The sequence below is a fragment of the Marinomonas maritima genome (genome assembly GCF_024435075.2).
In the GTDB taxonomy this organism is placed as follows: Bacteria; Pseudomonadota; Gammaproteobacteria; order Pseudomonadales; family Marinomonadaceae; genus Marinomonas; species Marinomonas maritima.
In genome coordinates, this window is record NZ_JAMZEG020000001.1 from 819,588 (window position 1) to 840,955 (window position 21,368).

General features: G+C 43.9%; 16 protein-coding genes and 3 rRNA genes. 13 read left to right on the forward strand and 6 right to left on the reverse strand.

What is annotated here, in order from left to right:
• Window positions 1–19 precede the first annotated feature (19 nt).
• Both queG and M3I01_RS04000 read right to left on the reverse strand, forming a co-directional pair.
• The gene (queG, locus tag M3I01_RS03995; RefSeq protein WP_275564925.1) at window positions 20–1,093 is read right to left on the reverse strand and encodes a tRNA epoxyqueuosine(34) reductase QueG; all 1,074 of its coding nucleotides are present in this window, start codon (window positions 1,091–1,093) and stop codon (window positions 20–22) included.
• Window positions 1,094–1,156: 63 nt separating this feature from the next.
• A complete protein-coding gene (locus M3I01_RS04000) occupies window positions 1,157–1,417 on the reverse strand; it encodes a hypothetical protein (RefSeq protein ID WP_255894297.1) in 261 nt (86 codons plus the stop codon).
• A gap of 443 nt (window positions 1,418–1,860) precedes the next feature.
• Here M3I01_RS04000 and M3I01_RS04005 point away from each other — a divergent pair, with 443 nt between their 5' ends.
• From M3I01_RS04005 to M3I01_RS04015, 3 genes are all read left to right on the forward strand, one after another.
• The gene (locus tag M3I01_RS04005; RefSeq protein WP_255894298.1) at window positions 1,861–3,573 is read left to right on the forward strand and encodes an acetolactate synthase 3 large subunit; all 1,713 of its coding nucleotides are present in this window, start codon (window positions 1,861–1,863) and stop codon (window positions 3,571–3,573) included.
• A gap of 2 nt (window positions 3,574–3,575) precedes the next feature.
• The gene (gene ilvN / locus M3I01_RS04010) at window positions 3,576–4,067 is read left to right on the forward strand and encodes an acetolactate synthase small subunit (RefSeq protein WP_112137347.1); all 492 of its coding nucleotides are present in this window, start codon (window positions 3,576–3,578) and stop codon (window positions 4,065–4,067) included.
• A gap of 78 nt (window positions 4,068–4,145) precedes the next feature.
• Window positions 4,146–4,607, forward strand: a complete 462-nt coding sequence (locus M3I01_RS04015; RefSeq protein ID WP_255894299.1) for an Lrp/AsnC family transcriptional regulator — start codon at window positions 4,146–4,148, stop codon at window positions 4,605–4,607.
• A gap of 7 nt (window positions 4,608–4,614) precedes the next feature.
• Here M3I01_RS04015 and M3I01_RS04020 read toward each other — a convergent pair whose 3' ends face one another.
• Window positions 4,615–5,487: a DMT family transporter gene (locus M3I01_RS04020; protein WP_255894300.1), complete on the reverse strand. Its 873-nt coding sequence runs from the start codon at window positions 5,485–5,487 to the stop codon at window positions 4,615–4,617.
• A gap of 296 nt (window positions 5,488–5,783) precedes the next feature.
• Here M3I01_RS04020 and M3I01_RS04025 point away from each other — a divergent pair, with 296 nt between their 5' ends.
• Window positions 5,784–6,419 (forward strand): LysE family translocator, encoded by a 636-nt coding sequence (locus M3I01_RS04025; protein WP_255894301.1) that lies wholly within the window; start codon window positions 5,784–5,786, stop codon window positions 6,417–6,419.
• 77 nt (window positions 6,420–6,496) lie between these two features.
• Here M3I01_RS04025 and luxS read toward each other — a convergent pair whose 3' ends face one another.
• The gene (gene luxS, locus M3I01_RS04030) at window positions 6,497–7,009 is read right to left on the reverse strand and encodes an S-ribosylhomocysteine lyase (protein ID WP_255894302.1); all 513 of its coding nucleotides are present in this window, start codon (window positions 7,007–7,009) and stop codon (window positions 6,497–6,499) included.
• A 73-nt stretch (window positions 7,010–7,082) separates the two neighbouring features.
• Complete coding sequence (yjeH, locus tag M3I01_RS04035; protein ID WP_255894303.1) at window positions 7,083–8,360, reverse strand: L-methionine/branched-chain amino acid transporter; 1,278 nt, start codon at window positions 8,358–8,360, stop codon at window positions 7,083–7,085.
• A gap of 147 nt (window positions 8,361–8,507) precedes the next feature.
• Between yjeH and M3I01_RS04040 the strand changes: the two genes are divergently transcribed.
• The 9 genes from M3I01_RS04040 (at window position 8,508) to rrf (ending at window position 20,133) form a co-directional block, all read left to right on the forward strand.
• The gene (locus tag M3I01_RS04040) at window positions 8,508–8,936 is read left to right on the forward strand and encodes an Lrp/AsnC family transcriptional regulator (RefSeq protein WP_112137358.1); all 429 of its coding nucleotides are present in this window, start codon (window positions 8,508–8,510) and stop codon (window positions 8,934–8,936) included.
• A 164-nt stretch (window positions 8,937–9,100) separates the two neighbouring features.
• Window positions 9,101–10,765 carry a chloride channel protein gene (locus tag M3I01_RS04045; RefSeq protein ID WP_255894304.1) on the forward strand — a complete coding sequence of 555 codons (1,665 nt, stop codon included), beginning with the start codon at window positions 9,101–9,103 and terminating at the stop codon, window positions 10,763–10,765.
• A 142-nt stretch (window positions 10,766–10,907) separates the two neighbouring features.
• Entirely contained in the window at window positions 10,908–12,191 is a 1,284-nt protein-coding gene (gene hemL / locus M3I01_RS04050) for a glutamate-1-semialdehyde 2,1-aminomutase (RefSeq protein WP_255894305.1), read from the forward strand.
• Window positions 12,192–12,221: 30 nt separating this feature from the next.
• Entirely contained in the window at window positions 12,222–12,983 is a 762-nt protein-coding gene (gene pssA, locus M3I01_RS04055) for a CDP-diacylglycerol--serine O-phosphatidyltransferase (protein ID WP_255894306.1), read from the forward strand.
• Window positions 12,984–13,083: 100 nt separating this feature from the next.
• Window positions 13,084–14,076 carry a protein-methionine-sulfoxide reductase catalytic subunit MsrP gene (gene msrP / locus M3I01_RS04060; protein WP_255894307.1) on the forward strand — a complete coding sequence of 331 codons (993 nt, stop codon included), beginning with the start codon at window positions 13,084–13,086 and terminating at the stop codon, window positions 14,074–14,076.
• A gap of 1 nt (window position 14,077) precedes the next feature.
• A complete protein-coding gene (locus M3I01_RS04065) occupies window positions 14,078–14,689 on the forward strand; it encodes a protein-methionine-sulfoxide reductase heme-binding subunit MsrQ (protein WP_255894308.1) in 612 nt (203 codons plus the stop codon).
• A 315-nt stretch (window positions 14,690–15,004) separates the two neighbouring features.
• Window positions 15,005–16,543, forward strand: a 16S ribosomal RNA gene (locus M3I01_RS04070).
• A gap of 360 nt (window positions 16,544–16,903) precedes the next feature.
• Window positions 16,904–19,801: ribosomal RNA gene (locus tag M3I01_RS04075) — 23S ribosomal RNA — on the forward strand.
• A 217-nt stretch (window positions 19,802–20,018) separates the two neighbouring features.
• Window positions 20,019–20,133, forward strand: a 5S ribosomal RNA gene (gene rrf / locus M3I01_RS04080).
• Together the 16S, 23S and 5S rRNA genes form the textbook arrangement of a ribosomal RNA operon.
• Before the next feature lie 239 nt (window positions 20,134–20,372).
• Here rrf and M3I01_RS04085 read toward each other — a convergent pair.
• Entirely contained in the window at window positions 20,373–21,314 is a 942-nt protein-coding gene (locus M3I01_RS04085; RefSeq protein WP_255894309.1) for a LysR family transcriptional regulator, read from the reverse strand.
• Window positions 21,315–21,368: the final 54 nt, after the last annotated feature.

The following is a 21,368-nucleotide window of genomic DNA, read 5'->3' on the forward strand; positions in this document are numbered from 1 at the left end:
GCTTTGCTGCGAAATCTTGTCAAAGGCCGTGTTGTTTTAATGCCCAGACAATGTGTTCTTTTACTAACTCAGAAGAATGGGAGAGTGCATTTTCGAGTGTTTGGACAGTGGCTGGATTTGTTGGGGCATTACCAAGCGCGACAGCAATGTTTCTGCGCCAGTTCTCAAAGCCAGTTCGACGAATAGGGGAGCCTTCGGTATTTTTTAAGAAGGTTTCTTCATCCCACTCAAATAACTCAACCAGATCCGCTGAATCTAAATTGTGCCTCGGTTGGAAGTCCTCTTCTTCGGTGTATTTGGCGAACTTTGTCCAAGGGCAAACTAGCTGGCAATCGTCACAGCCAAAAATCCGGTTGCCCATTTTACTGCGCAGCTCTTCTGGAATAGGACCTTTGTGCTCAATGGTTAGATAAGAAATGCACTTTCCAGCATCAAGCACCCAAGGCTCCACAAAAGCATCGGTTGGACATTGAGTTAGACAGGCTGTACAGCTGCCGCAATGTCTGGTCTCGCTTGGTTTATCGACAGGAAGTGGCAAGTTAGTAAATATTTCACCGAGTAAAAACCAGCTGCCGGCCTTTGGTGTTAGCAGTAGTGTGTTTTTGCCAATCCACCCCATCCCAGCTTGTTCGGCAATTTGTCTCTCTAAAATTGGTGCGCTATCGACAAAAGCTCTATAGCCATGATCGCCGACTTGTTGCTCTATTCTCTTGGCTAATTGAGTAAGGCGTTTGCGAATTAACTTATGGTAATCACGTCCTAAGGCATAGCGAGCAATGTAAGCTTTGTCTTTGGTTTTCAGTCTTTCGACTGTTTCGACCGATTGGGGAAGGTAATGCATGCGAAGGGAAATAACACGGCGCGTTCCGGGGTGTAGTTGCTCTGGGTAAAAACGCATGTCGCCATGATTGGCAAGATAATCCATGCCAGCATGGTATTTATTATTGAGCCATTCGTTAAATTCGTCTTTGTATTGAGCAAGATCAGGCTCGACGATACGAGCTTCAGCAAAACCCAATTCAATTGCCCATGATTTGATGTCATCAGCAAGTAGGTTTAAGCCGTCTGAACTGGATAAAAACGAAGGAAGCAAGTGAGTACCGAAACATTAGACGCTAGGCTTTATAAAGAGCAGCCTAGCGTGAAGAACAAGAAATTAGTAAAGCTGAGAGTCGCCTTTAACCACATCCATCAATAGCTTTATAAACTTACGATCGGCTTCCGTGTGTTCTTCTTGGATTTTAATCGTTGTTTGGCTTGAGACTTCTTCTGCAATACGTTGGTAAGCATTTGGCTGGTTGATATTTTCTTTAGCGATACGGACTAATTCTCCAGCGAGTTCTGGATCCATAAGCATCTTACGAAAACAGCGTGAAAATTCATCAATAACTCGTTGTTGGTTAAGCTCATTAGCCATGATAAAACTCCTAATCAATTTATGCCGCTATGACACCATGAAGCGTAGTTTAGAGCAAGTTTTTATACGCTTTGTGTTGACAAATCTGAGGCGCAAAGACAAAATGAAAATCTATATAATTCGACGCCACCCTGTCGATGACTCCTTTTTATGGGCCACTAGCTCATCTCAATCAGATTCGTTCTGATAAGCACAAGTGTAGAATGACGCAATATTGTTGTCCTATACTTCTCCTCGCGAAAAAACGCGGGCAGTGTAAAAACTGCGATTTATTGCGTTTGAGTGTTTCTTACTTTTAGGTAAATGTTCCTTATTTTTAAAAGTTGCCTCAGTTAGTTTTGCAAACTTCGTTCTATCAACTTTAATCTACCTGTCTTATGCGGTTACAATAGCCGTAGTTTGAAATTTTTAAAGACAGATGAATACTTATAGAGGGTAACAAGGTGGAGTTATTATCCGGTGGTGAAATGATCGCCCGCTTCCTCAAAGATGAGGGAGTTGAATATATCTATGGTTACCCAGGTGGTGCCGCACTTCATATATACGATGCCTTGCATCGTCAGTCTGATGTAAAGCATATTCTGGTTAGGCATGAACAAGCGGCAACGCACATGGCAGATGGCTATGCGCGTGCAACAGGTAAGGCGGGCACGGTTCTCGTTACCTCTGGTCCAGGTGCGACGAATACGGTAACAGGCATTGCGACAGCTTATATGGACTCCATTCCCATGGTCATTATTTGTGGCCAGGTTATGAGTTACCTGATTGGTGAAGATGCGTTTCAAGAAACCGATATGATTGGTGTGTCACGTCCAATTGTTAAGCACAGCTTTACGGTTAAACACCCTTCTGAAATTCCTATGATCCTGAAAAAGGCATATCACATTGCTAGTACTGGTCGTCCTGGCCCAGTTGTGATTGATGTGCCAAAAGACATGACCATGCCAGGTGATAAATACGAATATAAATACCCTGAGTCTGTCTCTATTCGTTCTTATACGCCACCAACAAAAGGTCACAGTGGCCAGATCAAAAAAGCCGTTGAGCTATTATTGGCGGCCAAGCGTCCAATCATCTACGCAGGTGGTGGCGTCATTATGGGCGGTGCGTCTGATTTGCTTGTGAATCTAGCCAAATCCTTGAATGTTCCTGTGACCAACACTTTGATGGGCTTGGGTGGATACCCAGGCACAGACAAACAGTTTGTTGGTATGCTGGGAATGCACGGCGCATACGAAGCGAATATGACCATGCATCACAGTGATGTGATTCTTGCTGTTGGTGCTCGTTTTGATGACCGCGTGACCAATGATCCTGACAAGTTTTGTCCTGGCGCTAAAATCATTCACATTGATATTGATCCAGCTGCTATTTCTAAAACGATTCGCTCGGATGTGCCTATTGTTGGTCCTGTCCGTCAGGTTTTAGAAGAAATGCTGTCCTTGGCTGAAGGTGGAACTTCTAATACTGAGGCGCTTGTTAGCTGGTGGAAGCAAATCAATGAATGGCGTTTGGTGCACGGTGGTCGTTATGATACGAGCAGCGATAAGATCAAACCTCAAGCTGCGATTGAAGCGTGCTGGCGTGTGACGAAAGGTGATGCATTTGTCGCGTCTGATGTCGGTCAGCACCAAATGTTTGCTGCGCAGTATTATAAGTTTGATAAGCCAAATCGTTGGGTGAACTCTGGTGGTCTTGGTACAATGGGTTTTGGTCTTCCAGCGGCCATGGGTGTGAAGATGAGTTTCCCTAAAGAAACCGTTGTTTGTGTCACAGGCGAAGGCAGTATTCAGATGAATATTCAAGAGCTTTCTACCTGCTTGCAGTACGGTTTGCCGGTTAAAATTTTGTGTTTGAATAATGGTTACTTAGGCATGGTTCGCCAATGGCAAGACATGAATTATGAAGGGCGTTACTCGAATTCATTCATGGATTCTTTGCCAGACTTCAAAATATTGATGGACGCTTATCGTCATAAATACGTTGAAATCAAAACCAAAGATGAACTAGATAGTAAAATGGAAGAAGCGTTTGCCATGACAGACCGGTTGGTCTTCATCAATTGTTACGTGGACCCAGAAGAACATGTATATCCAATGCAAGTGCCTCGTGGTGCGATGCGCGATATGTTCTTGAGCAAGACGGAGCGAACCTAATTATGCGACATATTATTTCTGTATTGATGGAAAACGAGCCAGGTGCTTTGTCGCGAGTTGTTGGTTTGTTTTCTCAGCGTAACTTTAACATCGAATCTTTGAACGTAGCCGCAACGGATGATTCAACATTATCTCGTTTGACATTGACAACCTACGGTTCTGACCAAGTAGTAGAGCAAATCACTAAGCAACTGAATAAGCTTATTGACGTGATCAAGCTGGTGGACTTAACCGAAGGTCAGCACATTGAACGTGAATTGATGTTAGTGAAAGTTCGTGCAACGGGAGCGCAACGTGCAGAAGTAAAACGCACGGTTGATATTTTTCGCGGTAACATCGTTGATATGACACCGTCTATCTACACGATTCAAATCGTTGGCGAATCAGATAAATTAGATGGGTTTATACAAGCGTTGGGCGGTGCTCATTTACTTGAAGTCGTTCGAACGGGTGTCTCTGGCATCGCTCGTGGTGAGAAGACACTGTCTTTGTAATCGAGTTGTATGTAGCTAAACTTAAAAAGCCGCGATTGTTCGCGGCTTTTTTATGTGCAAAGAATAAAAGGTTTCTAAATGGATAAAACGAACTGGAAATTGATTAAGCTATTGGAAAATAACGGCCGTTTAACCTATGCCGAGCTTGGCAAGCTAGTGCACCTCTCTGCCCCAGCGATTGCTGAGCGAGTCAGAAAGCTAGAAGAGTCTGGTGTTATTACAGGCTATGGTGCCAAAATCAATCTGGAAAAAATTGGCATTCCAATAACCGCACTAATCGAATGCCAAGTGTACCGGGCTAAAGAGCGTGAATTTAAAGCATTAGTGCTTAGTTTGGACGAAGTGATTTCGTGCCATAATGTAACGGGTCCTTATGCTTTTGTTCTTAGAGTCGCGGTACGTTCCATGTCTTTATTGGACGCGCTATTAGAGCGTTTAATTGATTTAAGTGACACTAATACCATGATGGTACTTTCAACTCCAGTATCACGTGAGATGCCTGAAAATATAGAAAAAGGGGCTGAAGCGGAGCTTGATTAAGCTGTGCTTACACTAACACAGCGGCAGTTTTTGTTTTACGCGGCCACTGACTAATGATCATACCAGTCATGATGAAACCGCAACCGATAAGAGCCTGAGTTGAAAGAATTTCCTGCATGAATATCCAGCCGCCAATAACTGCAAATACTGCTTCAGACGATAAAATGAGTGCGCTAATGCTTGGTGAAACATTTTTTTGTCCTAATGTTTGTAATGTGAATGCAATGCCAGAGGAAGCGACGCCTGCGTAAACTAGTGGCCACCAAGCCATCTTAATGTTTTCTAATGTGGGCGTTTCTAATGCAAATGCCATAATAGAGGCGAGTGCAGTGGCGATGGAAAATTGCACGATAGAAAGTGGTAAAGCGGACACTGAGCGAGACAGGTAGGCAATAAGCAAAACATGGCAAGTCCAAAATAGTGTACCTAATAGCTCGATAGCATCGCCTTTGTTGATGGATAAATTGGGCCCTACTGTCAGGCTATATAATCCAATTAAGGCCAACCCAACACCAACCCAAGTGTGCTTCTCCGTTTTATGTCCTAGTAAAAGCCCCAAAATTGGTACAAATACAATGTACATGCTGGTGATAAAACCAGCATTACCTGCCGTCGTGTACTGCAAGCCTATTTGTTGGCACGTAAAACCTAAGAATAGACACCCTCCAGCGGCGAGACCGCCCAGCCAGAGCTTTCGATTATTCTGTGATTTTTTGGGTTTAAAAATAAATAATAACGGCAAGAGTGACAGTGTCGCTAGCAAGAAGCGCATAGCATTAAAACTGTGTGGCCCGAGGCTCTCCATACCAACGCTTTGAGCGACAAAGGCAAATCCCCAAATAGCGGCCGTGACCCATAATAACAAGTGTGCAATAGACATAACGAATCTCTGATGATTTTTTGGAAGGATTATTTTACGGAGCTAACATAAGATTCTACAGTCGGAATAAAAGGTTGTTTCTACGCTTAGCTTTGGTTACCAAAGCAAACTTAAGGTTTTGCTTTGGTAACACAAAGGTTTAACTCATTGATTTTTAAGCGTCTTAATAGATTCACTTTTTTAGAGCCAAAAAGGGTGACAAATAGACTGACAGGCGAATTATTAGATTGTACAGTTGCGCCCAATTTCATGGTCAAAACAGACCATTTTAGCCTTATGTAAGAGTATCCTTTGTTATGACATTCAGTGTTTGGTTGGCAATTGCCCCGTTATTAATGTTGCTTTCTTTAGGGCCCGGCCCAAATAATTTTACCTCTATGCATAATGGTATTCAGGTCGGTGCAACGAAAGCAGTCATTGCTGTGGTTGGTCGGAATCTCGCATTTAGTATTTTGATGATCGTTTCTGCGCTAGGTTTGGGGGCCATTATCGTTTCTTCCATATTTTGGTTCAGTGTCATCAAATGGCTTGGTGTTGTTTACTTGTTTTATGTAGGGATTAAAACATGGCGCAGTGCGGCCATGGTGCTTGAAGAGCATGAAAATGAAGTGGGAACCAAGGCGAAACGCGGACACCTTGCTAGAATGCGTCAAGAGTTTTTGGTAGCAATTGGCAATCCTAAAGCTGTTTTATTGTTTACCGCTATTTTTCCTCAGTTGCTCGATCTTAGTCAGCCTGTTCCTATGCAGTTTTTCTGGATGGGATTAACCTTTTGCTGCACAGAATTTATTGCGGCTTATATGTATGCCATGAGCGGTAAACAGATTCGACGTTTGATTCGTAGTCCGAAAGGCATGAAAAACCTTAATCGTGGTATGGGTAGTGTGTTTGTATTAGCGAGTGCTTTTTTAGCGACGGCGACACGTTCTTAAAATACGTGTATTTTTTGAGTTTAAAGTAAAAAAGGTGACACATGGTCACCTTTTTACTTTGCACTGAGCAAAAAAATTTAGCTGTGTTTTTTTAAGAATTCTTCGCTCAAGTACAGCTCTTCATTGCTGTTTACTTTTACATCACGGTCTAGAATCATTTTCGCAATGGCTTGAGCTTCTTCTAAAGAGTGCATTTCGTAAGTACCGCACTGATATTCGTTTAGCTCTGGAATATCGCTTTTTGCTTTTACTTCAAGAACATCTTCCATGGCAGACTTCCAAGACGTTGCTACTTTATCTTCGGAAGGCGTGCCGATTAAGCTCATGTAAAAACCTGTGCGGCAGCCCATTGGAGAAATGTCAATGATCTCTACGCCATCACCGTTTAGGTGGTTTCGCATAAAACCAGCAAACAAATGCTCAAGAGTATGAATGCCTCGCTCTGAAAGAATTTCTTCATTTGGTACGCAAAAACGTAAATCAAAAACTGTGATGTCATCACCGCTTGGTGTGGACATGGACTTTGCTATGCGGACGGCTGGCGCGTCCATACGAGTGTGGTCAACACGAAAACTGTCTAGTAATGGCATAAAAACTCTCCTACTTGAGCGTTGTGTGCAACGTGAAGTGCGTTGCTCTGTATAAGGTCAATAACAATGGCGACTATTGTACAGGAAGTTTTGAGTCTTTGATGGGGCTTTTTGGTGCTTTCATGTATTCATAGCTCAATGCTAAGCAGAAAACGATTAAGGCGAACAGCATACTTTGCCCAATAAAAAACACCATGAAGCTGCAACTGATTAAGGCAATAATCGCGACAGGACGAATGGTTCGATTCACCAGCTTTAGCGCCGCGATGCAGGTTAATGTGTATATGATCAAAAAGCTGCCATTTGTCATTTCAATAAACCACGCCATTTTCCAGCCGGATAATTCGGAAAAAACAATGGAGAGTAGCGTAATTGAACCAACTAGTAATACTGCTTTTGCTGGTGCGCCATTTTTATTCAGATTGATAAAGGTTTTTGGTAATGCGCCTTGTTGTGCCATAGATTGCACCATGCGAGAAAAGCCTAAAATATAAATAGCAACGTTGGCGAAAGCGATGGCATAAGCCCCAGCCGCGAAGAGTCGACTGCTGGTTTCGCCCATTAATTTATTCACCAGTAAGGCGAGAGATTGGCTGTTAGTAACTTCGTCGCCGTAAGTGTGGTGCCAGGCAATTAGCAGTACCAAGCTTAAGTAGGCGAATATAACAATGGCGATTCCACCTAGTAATGCAATTGGAAAGTCACGTGTTGGGTTTTTAAACTCTGCGCCCATGTGTGCCATGACTTCGATGCCTAAAAAACACCAGAATATGACGCCCGTGGCGTATAAGGTTTGTTGCCATTCAAAGGCGTTTGAAGGGGCTTCAATGACTTGGCGGCTGTCTTGAATGTCTCCAATAAAACAGAGCCAAATGATGGTGCCAATCATCACAATGACAATACCTGTTTGAAAACGAGCGGACGTTTGCATGCCTATTATGGCAAAGATGAGCATGCCGACTAATGTTAAAAGACTAAAGATAAGAATCCATTCGTCTGATGTTTTGAATATGATGGTTAAATACGCCGCCGCCACTTTAATAGCGACCGCTGGACCGACGAATAGAATACTTAGAAACAACCAGCCTACAGCTTTTTCATAGCGTGAGCCGAATGCGCGACCAATATAATGAGAGGCGCCACCAGCAGAGGGGTATTTGGAGCCGAGTAATGCAAAAATAAACGCAATGGGAATAATCATGACGGCGGTGATTAACCAAGCGTAAAAGGCAAATGATCCTGCCTGAGATACAGACATAGCGGGTAAGATCATTAATCCGGTGCCAATAAAAGTGGTCACTGTCATCGCCATGCCCTGTAGAGGTCCGAGCGTTTTTTTGTAATGGGTCATTTGTTTGCCTTTATCCAGCTGTTATTTTGTATAGCTAAGGATAAAATAATGCGATAAACAATACGCCATACAAGTTGACCCCATTAAGGCGCACTTTGTCTGAGTGACCGTCAATTTGGATAAAGCATAATAAAAAAGGAGCATTGAGTGGCAGATCACTATGATCAAAAAATATTAGCCTTGCTTGTGGATGATGCTCGACTTTCTGTTTCGGATATCAGTCGACAAGTTAATTTGTCTCGTTCAGCAGTGACTGAACGAATTCGACGTATGGAAGATAATCGTACTATTACCGGATATCATGCCCATACTTCAATTTCAAAAGAAGACGGTGTAACTGCGTACTTGGCGTTAACGTTTCGTCCATTATCGTGTGATCTTGTGCAGCCATTGATTGATGCGATACCTGAAGTAAAGCTGGCGCATTCTATTAGCGGAGATTTAGATTTACTGCTTTTGGTTCAGGCAAATTCAATGACTCGACTAAATGTCATCCGCAGTGAAATGGACAGTTGGCCAAATTTGAACAAAATAGTGACACACATGTGCTTAGCAAATCGTCTTGATCGATGGTAGATGTCTATTATCTATACCTATATTGAGGCGATTGCGAACTTTTAATATAACGGATTGAATGGTTTGGTTTTTTTCTTGCATTATTTGAGTGGAGCCGTGATCTGAAAAAGTTAAATCTAAAGGAAAAATGGTCTAGTAAAGCAAGGTCATACGATGATTTGCTTATGCTGGCGCTATTGGGCGCTTTGTGTGGTTTGTTAAGTGGGCTCTTGATGGCATTTTTTTATGCTGCGATCTATTTACCTGCGCGATATATTATTGGGACAGACTTTGATACGTTCGAGTCCTTACCTGTGGAATGGCGTGTTGGGCTTTCTTTGCTTGCCTGTATTGTGTTGGCATTGGTGTTTACTTTATTGCCTTCTCGGCTTCATAAGGTTGGTGTTCCTTATGTTGTAGAAAGGCTTAATTATCATAACGGTAATTTACCCTTATGGAATGGAGTCGTTCAATTTTTTACTGCAGCAATTGGTTTGATTGGTGGGCTCTCTATTGGTAAAGAGGGCCCAGCCGTTCATCTTGGCGCCACTTTAGGAAGTTATTTAGCAGAAAAAGCAAAATTGCCTCAATATGGTGTGGAAACCCTTCTGGCCTGTGGCGTTGCTGGCGCTATTTCTGCAATATTTCAAACGCCACTTGCGGGTGTTTTGTTTGCTTTTGAGGTGATTTTTTTAGAATACCGACAGCGTTACGTATTGCCAGTATTATTGTCTTCGGTGGTTGCGACGTTGGTGAGTCACTATCTAATTGGGCCTTTGGATATTTTTAGTATCGGCGATTTATCATTGGTGGTTCTCTCGAAGGATTTATTTTTTGCTTGTTTTGCCTTGGTGGTTCTAATTGTTTTGTTGTCAGCATTATTTCTGCACATGCAAAAAGCATTATGGCGCTTAAGTGGGTTGTCTATTTGGGTGCGATTTATGTCAGTCGCCATCGCAACGTCTTTGGCTGCGGTTTATTTACCGGAAGCGTTAGGGAGTGGCTATAGCTCGCTTACGCATTTGTTATCTGGCGATGTAATTCTATATTCTCTTTTTTTATTGATAGTGGTTAAAACGGCACTAACGGCATTTACTATTGGGCTAGGCATTCCTGGTGGGATGATAGGGCCTACTTTCATTATTGGTGGGTTGGCCGGTGTTCAGGTCGCTTTGATATTTGATAATGATTTTGCTGATGTCGCTTTGTTTGCATTGCTTGGAATGGCAGCAATGATGGCAGCTTGTTTTCAGGCACCGTTAACGGCCTTGGTTGCTATTATTGAGATGACTCACTCATCTGAGGCTATCATCCCTGCTTTGTTTGTTGTCGTATTAGCTTGTTTGTTAATGAGGGTGTTTTTTCATCAAGAGTCGGTGTTTGTTGAACGATTGAGCTATATAGGAATGTCTTCGACTATTAGCCCTTTTCAGCGCTACCTTCGACACCATACTGTCAAGCCCGTTTCGGAAGATATTGTATTGTTGCCTGTACGTGTTCCTCTTGAGCAGGTAAAAAATTTAGCGTCAAGTATGGTAGACTATATCGCATTTGAGAGTGATGATGAGTGGCATTTGGTGCATCGAATCTCTGTATTAGACGCTTTGCAGACTCTAGATTTGGGGCCTCAATTATGGCTTGTTCTTATAGATGATATTGCGGTGATGGATTTGTCGCTGGCTTTGGATTCGAATGTTGTGCCATTGATTGATGAGCCGTCATCATTAGAGTCTATGTGGCATTGGTTTCAAAAGACCGATTCAGTAGAGGTGTTGGTGGCATTATCAGACTCCTCTTTCCGTCGTGTTTCTCGACATCGTCTGAATCAGTTTTTATTAAAAAGTGACTAGTTCGTGTTGTACTTTTTAATGCAGATTTAGTTATTGGTATTCAGTTATAGAGTCTAGCAAATGAGCTTTAACCGTACAGTGGGTAAACTGCTTGTTTTGCTTTAGAGTGAATTAAATTATTAGTGATAGGATTTTAAAAAATATGAGTCGGTCAGAAGATTTATACGCACGAGCTCAGCATCGTATTCCTGGAGGCGTTAACTCTCCAGTACGAGCATTCAATGGTGTGGGTGGTACGCCTATCTTTTTTCAGCGGGGCGAAGGTGCTTATGTTTATGATGAAGATAAAGAGCGTTATGTAGATTATGTAGGTTCTTGGGGGCCAATGATTCTAGGCCATTCTCACCCTGATGTATTGGATGCGGTTAGAAAGCAGCTTGATTACGGTTTAAGTTTTGGGGCACCGACAGAAGTCGAGATCACTATGGCTGAAAAAGTCTGTGAGCTTGTACCCTCTATGGATATGGTGCGCATGGTGAACTCAGGTACCGAAGCCACTATGAGTGCAATTCGCTTGGCTCGAGGTTATACAGGGCGTGATAAAATCGTCAAGTTTGAAGGGTGTTATCACGGGCATTCAGACTCATTATTAGTTAAAGCGGGCTCAGGTGCTTTGACACTGGGTATGCCTAGCTCCCCTGGTGTTCCAGCGGACTTGGCTAAGCATACGATCACTTTGCAATATAATGATATCGAAGAAGTGAAACGCTGCTTTTCTGAGATAGGTGATCAAATTGCCTGCATTATAGTGGAACCTGTTGCTGGCAATATGAATTGTATTTTGCCAATAGATGGTTTTTTACAAACCTTGCGTCAAGTATGTGATGAGTCTGGTGCCGTCTTGATTTTTGATGAAGTGATGACGGGATTTCGTGTCGCTTTAGGAGGTGCTCAGGAATATTTTGATATCGTTCCAGATTTAACAACGTTGGGTAAAGTTATAGGTGCCGGAATGCCCGTTGGTGCTTTTGGTGGAAAACGAGCGATTATGGAGTGTATCTCACCATTAGGGCCGGTCTATCAGGCGGGTACTTTGTCTGGTAACCCTGTTGCTATGGTCGCTGGTTTGGCGGTTTTAAATAAAATTAGTGAAGTAGGTTTTCATCAGACATTAGGCGCTAAAGCGGCTCGACTTGTTGCAGGATTGAAAAAAGCAGCAGACGATGTAGGTGTACCTTTTTGTGCGGTGAGTGTTGGAGGAATGTTTGGTTTTTTCTTCACCGAAGCTGAATCTGTACAGAGTTTTGCAGACGTACAGCGTTGTAATTTAGAGCATTTCAAAGCATTTTTTCATTATATGCTTGAAGAGGGGGTGTATTTTGCTCCGGCTGCTTTTGAAGCTGGATTTATATCCCAAGCACACACAGAAGAAGATATTGATTTTACGATAGAAGCGGCTAAGCGTTCTTTTGCTAAGCTTGTATAAACAATTCGCGAATATATAAAGGTTTTTGATATGTCTATAGATGATGTGAAAAAAACATCGGTCGAAGATGTCGATGTTGGTGATGATAAAAAGCAACCCCATAAAGGGGTGTATTTATTGCCGAATTTATTCACGACTGCCGCATTGTTTTCTGGTTTTTATTCTATTATAGCGGCTATGAATGGTGATTTTACCCATGCTGCTGTCGCTATTTTTATCTCTATGGTTCTTGATGGTTTGGATGGTCGTGTGGCTCGCATGACAAGAACTCAAAGCGCGTTTGGTGCTGAGTACGATTCCCTTGCTGATATGGTGTCTTTTGGCATCGCTCCAGCTCTAGTTGTTTTTACTTGGTCCTTAGCACCACTTGGTAAAGCGGGCTGGATTGCCGCTTTTGTTTATGCTGTTGGTGCCGCGCTTCGACTTGCTCGCTTTAATACGATGTTGGCGGTAGAGGAAAAACGCTATTTCACAGGTTTACCTAGTCCAGCAGCTGCCGCTATTGTGGCAGGGGTTATTTGGGCTGCTAATGACAAGGGGGTTTCCGGAGAGAGTTTAGCGACTCTTATGGCATTATTAGTTCCCATTGTAGGTTTGTTGATGGTCAGTAATGTAAAGTACCGCAGTTTTAAAGATCTTAATGTGAAAGGGCGCGTTCCTTTTGTGGTGTTCTTGATAGCGGTGCTTGTTCTAGTGTTTGTTGCACTTGAGCCTGCATTAGTTCTGATGAGTGTTTTTTGTCTTTATGGTTTATGGGGTCCGCTTGGGATTATTTTTAAGCGATTGCGTTAGTCTGTGTAAAAAAAATGATTTAATGATCTTATGCAGAGCTATTTTGAACTAGCTGCGTGAGCTCCTGTCAATATATATAATATTAAGAGGGGACACGCACATGCTTATTCGTAACAAAAAAACTTCAGACTGCTCGGAATCCCAAGTAACAGATGAGTTTGTTTATTTAAATCGTCGACAATTTATGAAAGTAACCAGTGGTGTTGCTTTAGGTGTTGGCGGCATAGGCCGTGTCGCTGCTGCTTTACAGGAAGGGAACCCTCTGTCTCCTCCGCCCTCGCTCAAACCTTCATTTCAAAATATAGTAGAAACAGCTTATGGTCGAAGTGACAAAATTTCGCCATATGATGTTGCGACGTCGTACAATAATTTCTACGAATTTGGCTATGGTAAAAATGATCCCAAAGAAAAATCTTCTCAACTCCAAACAAGGCCTTGGACTATTTCTGTAGAAGGTGAAGCTGGAAAGACAGGCGTTTTTGATCTGGATGATATTATTAAAGAGTCGTTACTGGAGGAGCGTATCTATCGCCTTCGCTGCGTGGAAGCCTGGTCTATGGTTATTCCTTGGGTTGGTGTTTCTTTAGCGACTGTTTTGAAACGCTTTGAACCAACATCTAAGGCAAAGTATGTCTATTTTGAAACTTTACATGACCCTAAACAAATGCCAGGTCAGAGAGGTAATGGATTGGATTGGCCTTATCGTGAAGGTTTGCGTATCGATGAGGCGATGAATCCGTTAGCGATGCTTGCTGTTGGGATGTATGGAAGTATATTGCCTAATCAGAATGGGGCACCTGTAAGGCTTGTTTTGCCATGGAAATACGGATTTAAAAGCATTAAGTCTATTGTGAAAATTCGCTTTGTTGAGACGATGCCTGAAACAACGTGGAGTTTATTGGCTCCCAGTGAATATGGCTTTTACGCTAATGTGAATCCTAATGTGGATCATCCTCGCTGGTCTCAAAAGCAAGAGCGGCGTTTACCTGGGGGGGTTCTCTTTCCTAATGTGGTTGAAACTAAGATGTTTAATGGTTACGAAGAAGAGGTTGCTTCTCTATACACTGGGATGAATTTAAAAAGGTTTTATTGAGATGGCTGTGTTTTGGGATAGAAGAGAGAAGCCTTACGTTGCTTTTTTATTTTTAACACCTTTGGTTTGGATGGTTTTTTCTCTTTTCTTGGGGCGTTATTTTCCAGATCCAGGCAAGGCCCTGATGAATTTGAGTGGTATATGGGCTAGTGTTTTTGTTATTGCTGTTTTACTCCTTACTCCAATAGCTAAATTCACTCAATTTCGAATGATATCGCGTTATCGACGCTTTGTTGGCTTAGGTGCATTTTTGTATTCAATACTGCATCTTATTGTCTATTTGGTTTTGTTTGCTGGTTTGAGTGTGTCTTGGATTATCTCTGATTTAGTTGAAAAGCCCTATATCTATGCTGGTGTATTGGCTGTAATGATTTTGAGTGCGCTTGCAATAACCAGTACGAAAAAAATGATGAAGCGCATGGGGAAAAACTGGAAAGTAGTTCATCGGTTGGTGTATTTGGCCGCTGTCTGTATTGTTCTTCACTTGTGGTTGCAGGTTAAAAGTGACATTACTGTAGCGATGTGGATTTCTGTATTTATTGTGCCTCTCTTGGCTATTCGAATAACCCAATTGTCTTATTATAAAAAAACTTTTAAAAAAGGCTTGCGCTAAAAGATTCAAGCTGTATTATACGCCTCCACTGACACGGACAACGACGCAAACAACAGTTTGTAACTTACTTAGTAAGAACGTTGAACCGAAGATCAGATCGCTCTTTAAAATAGATAATCAGATAATTTGTGTGGGCGCTCGCTAGAGGCTTCAGAAGATCATCGCAGACCGGTTTTACCGAGATGTAGTTGATCAAAAAAATTGAAGTCTTACGAGAGTCTACACGGCAATCGCTTTATGTTGATTTGTTGTTCTTCGGGATGACGAATCGATTAAGTTATAGTTAGTGTAATAAGATTTGAGTGAGCAAACTTTTAACTGAAGAGTTTGATCATGGCTCAGATTGAACGCTGGCGGCAGGCTTAACACATGCAAGTCGAGCGGTAACAGGGGAGCTTGCTCCTGCTGACGAGCGGCGGACGGGTGAGTAACGCGTAGGAATCTGCCTAGTAGAGGGGGACAACATGTGGAAACGCATGCTAATACCGCATACGCCCTGAGGGGGAAAGGAGGGGACTCTTCGGAGCCTTCCGCTATTAGATGAGCCTGCGTGAGATTAGCTAGTTGGTAGGGTAAAGGCCTACCAAGGCGACGATCTCTAACTGGTCTGAGAGGATGACCAGTCACACTGGGACTGAGACACGGCCCAGACTCCTACGGGAGGCAGCAGTGGGGAATATTGGACAATGGGCGCAAGCCTGATCCAGCCATGCCGCGTGTGTGAAGAAGGCCTTAGGGTTGTAAAGCACTTTCAGGGGTGAGGAAGAGTAGTGGATTAATACTTCATTGCTTTGACGTTAGCCCCAGAAGAAGCACCGGCTAACTCTGTGCCAGCAGCCGCGGTAATACAGAGGGTGCAAGCGTTAATCGGAATTACTGGGCGTAAAGCGCGCGTAGGTGGTTTGTTAAGTCGGATGTGAAATCCCAGGGCTCAACCTTGGAATGGCACCCGATACTGGCTAGCTAGAGTATGGTAGAGGGGTGTGGAATTTCCTGTGTAGCGGTGAAATGCGTAGATATAGGAAGGAACATCAGTGGCGAAGGCGACACCCTGGACTAATACTGACACTGAGGTGCGAAAGCGTGGGGAGCAAACAGGATTAGATACCCTGGTAGTCCACGCCGTAAACGATGTCTACTAGCCGTTGGGTTGTAATGACTTAGTGGCGCAGCTAACGCAATAAGTAGACCGCCTGGGGAGTACGGCCGCAAGGTTAAAACTCAAATGAATTGACGGGGGCCCGCACAAGCGGTGGAGCATGTGGTTTAATTCGAAGCAACGCGAAGAACCTTACCTACTCTTGACATCCACAGAACATTTGAGAGATCAGATGGTGCCTTCGGGAACTGTGAGACAGGTGCTGCATGGCTGTCGTCAGCTCGTGTTGTGAAATGTTGGGTTAAGTCCCGTAACGAGCGCAACCCTTGTCCTTATTTGCCAGCACGTAATGGTGGGAACTTTAAGGAGACTGCCGGTGACAAACCGGAGGAAGGTGGGGACGACGTCAAGTCATCATGGCCCTTACGAGTAGGGCTACACACGTGCTACAATGGCGTATACAGAGGGCTGCAAGCTAGCGATAGTGAGCGAATCCCACAAAGTACGTCGTAGTCCGGATTGGAGTCTGCAACTCGACTCCATGAAGTCGGAATCGCTAGTAATCGTGAATCAGAATGTCACGGTGAATACGTTCGGGCCTTGTACACACCGCCCGTCACACCATGGGAGTTGATTGCTCCAGAAGTAGCTAGCTTAACCCTTCGGGGATGGCGGTTACCACGGAGTGGTCAATGACTGGGGTGAAGTCGTAACAAGGTAGCCCTAGGGGAACCTGGGGCTGGATCACCTCCTTAAACGATAGAAACCTCTGGTGAGCGTTCACACAAATTATCTGATAGTACTCCTAATGAGTTGAATGATTCATTGGTTGGTACGATATCTACTTTAAGAGATTAGGATAGAGTCCTAAGCAAGATACTAAGCATCAACACTTCAAGTGCTTGATGATTTTTAGTCTCTGACTTAGTGCTTTGCACTAAACTTGCTCTTTAACAATTCGAATTTTGAAATAACGATAAATCAAGTGTTAAACCGGTGGAAGTTCACTTTAACCTAGTGACTTCTATTATCGTAAATCCAAAGAGATACAAAAGCTCTTTGGTTGTGATCTAACGTTAGTAAGTGCTTCGGCATGAAACTACTTTGGGTTATATGGTCAAGTGACCAAGCGTGCACGGTGGATGCCTTGGCAGTCAGAGGCGATGAAGGACGTGGTAATCTGCGAAAAGGTTCGGGGAGTCGATAAACAGACTTTGATCCGAACATGTCCGAATGGGGAAACCCACCCGCTTGCGGGTATCGTATGGTGAATACATAGCCATACGAGGCGAACGAGGGGAACTGAAACATCTAAGTACCCTTAGGAAAAGAAATCAACCGAGATTCCCTAAGTAGCGGCGAGCGAAAGGGGATTAGCCCTTAAGTTATTTTGGTGTTAGTAGAAGGCTCTGGAAAGAGCCGCCGTAGAGGGTGATAGCCCCGTATACGAAAATGCCATTATAGTGAAAACGAGTAGGACGGGACACGTGATATCCTGTCTGAATATGGGGGGACCATCCTCCAAGGCTAAATACTCCTGACTGACCGATAGTGAACCAGTACCGTGAGGGAAAGGCGAAAAGAACCCCTGTGAGGGGAGTGAAATAGATCCTGAAACCGTGTACGTACAAGCAGTGGGAGCGGACTTAGTTCCGTGACTGCGTACCTTTTGTATAATGGGTCAACGACTTATTTTCAGTAGCAAGGTTAAGCATGTAGTGGAGCCGTAGGGAAACCGAGTCTTAATAGGGCGTTTAGTTGCTGGGAATAGACCCGAAACCGGGCGATCTATCCATGAGCAGGTTGAAGGTTGAGTAACATCAACTGGAGGACCGAACCCACATCCGTTGAAAAGGCTGGGGATGACTTGTGGATAGGAGTGAAAGGCTAATCAAGCTCGGAGATAGCTGGTTCTCCTCGAAAGCTATTTAGGTAGCGCCTCGTATCTCACCATTGGGGGTAGAGCACTGTTTGGGCTAGGGGGTCATCCCGACTTACCAACCCCATGCAAACTCCGAATACCAATGAGTGCAATTACGGGAGACACACGGCGGGTGCTAACGTCCGTCGTGGAAAGGGAAACAACCCAGACCGTCAGCTAAGGTCCCAAAGTTACAGTTAAGTGGGAAACGATGTGGGAAGGCTTAGACAGCTAGGAGGTTGGCTTAGAAGCAGCCATCCTTTAAAGAAAGCGTAATAGCTCACTAGTCGAGTCGGCCTGCGCGGAAGATATAACGGGGCTCAAACTGTACACCGAAGCTACGGATGCTTAATTTATTAGGCATGGTAGAGGAGCGTTCTGTAAGCCGTTGAAGGTCAAGCTGTAAGGCAGGCTGGAGGTATCAGAAGTGCGAATGTTGACATGAGTAACGATAAGGGGAGTGAAAAACTCCCCCGCCGGAAGACCAAGGTTTCCTGTCCCATGTTAATCAGGGCAGGGTGAGTCGGCCCCTAAGGCGAGGCAGAAATGCGTAGTCGATGGAAAACAGGTTAATATTCCTGTACCGATGTATATTGCGATGGAGAGACGGAGAAGGCTAGGCCAGCACAGCGATGGTTGTCTGTGTTTAAGGCGGTAGGTTAGGTGCTTAGGCAAATCCGGGCACCTCCCTTTAGTGGGAAGATCGAGAACTGATGACGAGCCCTCTTTTGGGCGAAGTGGTTGATGCCATGCTTCCAGGAAAAACTTCTAAGCTTCAGATATACATTGACCGTACCCCAAACCGACACAGGTGGTCAGGTAGAGAATACCAAGGCGCTTGAGAGAACTCGGGTGAAGGAACTAGGCAAAATGGTACCGTAACTTCGGGAGAAGGTACGCCGGCCGGTGTGAAGGACTTGCTCCGTAAGCACTAGTCGGTCGAAGATACCAGGTGGCTGCGACTGTTTATTAAAAACACAGCACTCTGCAAACACGAAAGTGGACGTATAGGGTGTGACGCCTGCCCGGTGCTTGAAGGTTAATTGATGGGGTTAGCGCAAGCGAAGCTCTTGATCGAAGCCCAAGTAAACGGCGGCCGTAACTATAACGGTCCTAAGGTAGCGAAATTCCTTGTCGGGTAAGTTCCGACCTGCACGAATGGCGTAACGATGGCCACACTGTCTCCACCCGAGACTCAGTGAAATTGAAATCGCAGTGAAGATGCTGTGTATCCGCGGCTAGACGGAAAGACCCCGTGAACCTTTACTATAGCTTCACAGTGAACTTTGAACCTATTTGTGTAGGATAGGTGGGAGGCTTTGAAGATAGGACGCTAGTTCTATTGGAGCCAATCTTGAAATACCACCCTGGTATGTTTGAGGTTCTAACTCAGGTCCATTATCTGGATCGAGGACACTGTGTGGTGGGTAGTTTGACTGGGGCGGTCTCCTCCCAAAGAGTAACGGAGGAGCACGAAGGTGTGCTCAGCATGGTCGGAAATCATGCGTAGAGTGTAAAGGCAAAAGCACGCTTAACTGCGAGACAGACACGTCGAGCAGGTACGAAAGTAGGTCTTAGTGATCCGGTGGTTCTGTATGGAAGGGCCATCGCTCAACGGATAAAAGGTACTCCGGGGATAACAGGCTGATACCGCCCAAGAGTTCACATCGACGGCGGTGTTTGGCACCTCGATGTCGGCTCATCACATCCTGGGGCTGAAGCCGGTCCCAAGGGTATGGCTGTTCGCCATTTAAAGTGGTACGCGAGCTGGGTTTAGAACGTCGTGAGACAGTTCGGTCCCTATCTGCCGTGGACGTTTGAGATTTGAGAGGAGCTGCTCCTAGTACGAGAGGACCGGAGTGGACGAACCTCTGGTGTTCCGGTTGTCACGCCAGTGGCATTGCCGGGTAGCTACGTTCGGACGGGATAACCGCTGAAAGCATCTAAGCGGGAAGCCTCCCTCAAGATAAGATCTCACTGGGACATAAGTCCCCTAAAGAGCCGTTCGAGACTAGGACGTTGATAGGTTGGGTGTGTAAGTGCTGTGAGGCATTGAGCTAACCAATACTAATTGCTCGTGAGGCTTGACCATATAACACCAAAGTGGTTTTAAAGAATAATACTTTAAAAACACAGACACAGATTACGATACACATCAGCAATGATGAACATCGGTTTAACCTTGATTATTGTTATTTCAAAAAAGAATTGTTAAAGATCCAAGCATGTCTTCGCGTGTTTTGGTGGGAAGAAACAGAGGATAGACATTATCATCTAAAGACACCACCGGAACGAACGCAGCAGAATTGCTTGACGATCATAGAGGCGTTGAACCACCTGATCCCATCCCGAACTCAGAAGTGAAAAGCGCCATCGCCGATGGTAGTGTGGGAGATCCCATGTGAGAGTAGGTCGTCGTCAAGCTTAAATTAAGAGAGCCCTGATAGCTAACGCTGTCAGGGCTTTTTTTTGGCTGAAATAAATGGTTAAGAAAAGTGATCAGGGAAGGCGTCGTCTATCTTGGTGCTGGAACATAAAGATGCCTGATAGTGGAAAATCTACTTTAGTGGGTAACAATGGAAAGCCTTGTTTTGGTAGCTAGTGTTTAAACGTAAGATGGTTTGATAGAAGCGTAGCAACAAACCTTAGAATAAAATACTTTGTTAATTATCTCGATATAGTGTCTTTGCTTCTTCATTTAACCACTTTCTCAAATACTGAATAGCCTCTTCATTTTTTCGACTTTCTTTATAAGCTAAAGAGAAGTTATCGCCTGTTTTGAATGCACTACAGGGTAGTTTTATTAGCTCTGTTTCGTCATTTTTTTCATTCATCATATAGTCATTTACAAGTGCGATGCCAAGTGAATGCTTTGCGGCTTCATAGGCAAGCATAAGATGGCTAAAACGATGGAATTGTACTGCGTTTGGTAGAGATTGTTGTAGATTTGAAAACCAGCGTTTCCAGTCTTCAAAATGACGGTCATAGATACTGTGTGAGGTGATGAGTGAAAATTGTGCTATGGGGTTGGGTATTGTGTTGAGTTTTTCTATGAGTTCTTTACTAGATATTACGTTCAATCTGCTTTTGATCGTTTCAAGGTAGCTGTAACTGCATACGGGAAATAGCTCTTCTTCATAAAAAGATTCAAATAGAAAGCCCCTTTTTTCTTTTTCTATTGTGATGAAAAAATCTGCGGTACGATCGGAAAGGTCTGGGGTGCCGTGACTCATTTCAATGCTGAGTTCTAAGTTTGGGTGTAGGCGTTTTAATTCAGGCAGCCTTGGGATTAGCCAATAAACAGCAAATGAGCTGTATACGGCCAACCGAATATGTGTTTTTTGTTTTCCTTTGATTTGTGTTGTGGCTTCTGAAATTTGTAGTAGAGAGTTGCTTATAGTGTCTAGGTATTGCTTCCCCTCTTTTGTTAACTCTAAATTTCTACCTAGACGATGAAAGAGGCTTTCCCCGAGGTGATTTTCGAGGATTCGTATTTGATGAGATACCGCGCTTTGGCTTACGTTGAGCTCTTCTGCTGCGCGCGAAAAGCTATTCAATCGGGCGACTGTTTCAAATACGGGCAGTGATTTCAGAGGAGGAAGCATACTTACATTATCCAAATAACTAATACTATGTCTAAATATATCATTTTATCTAAT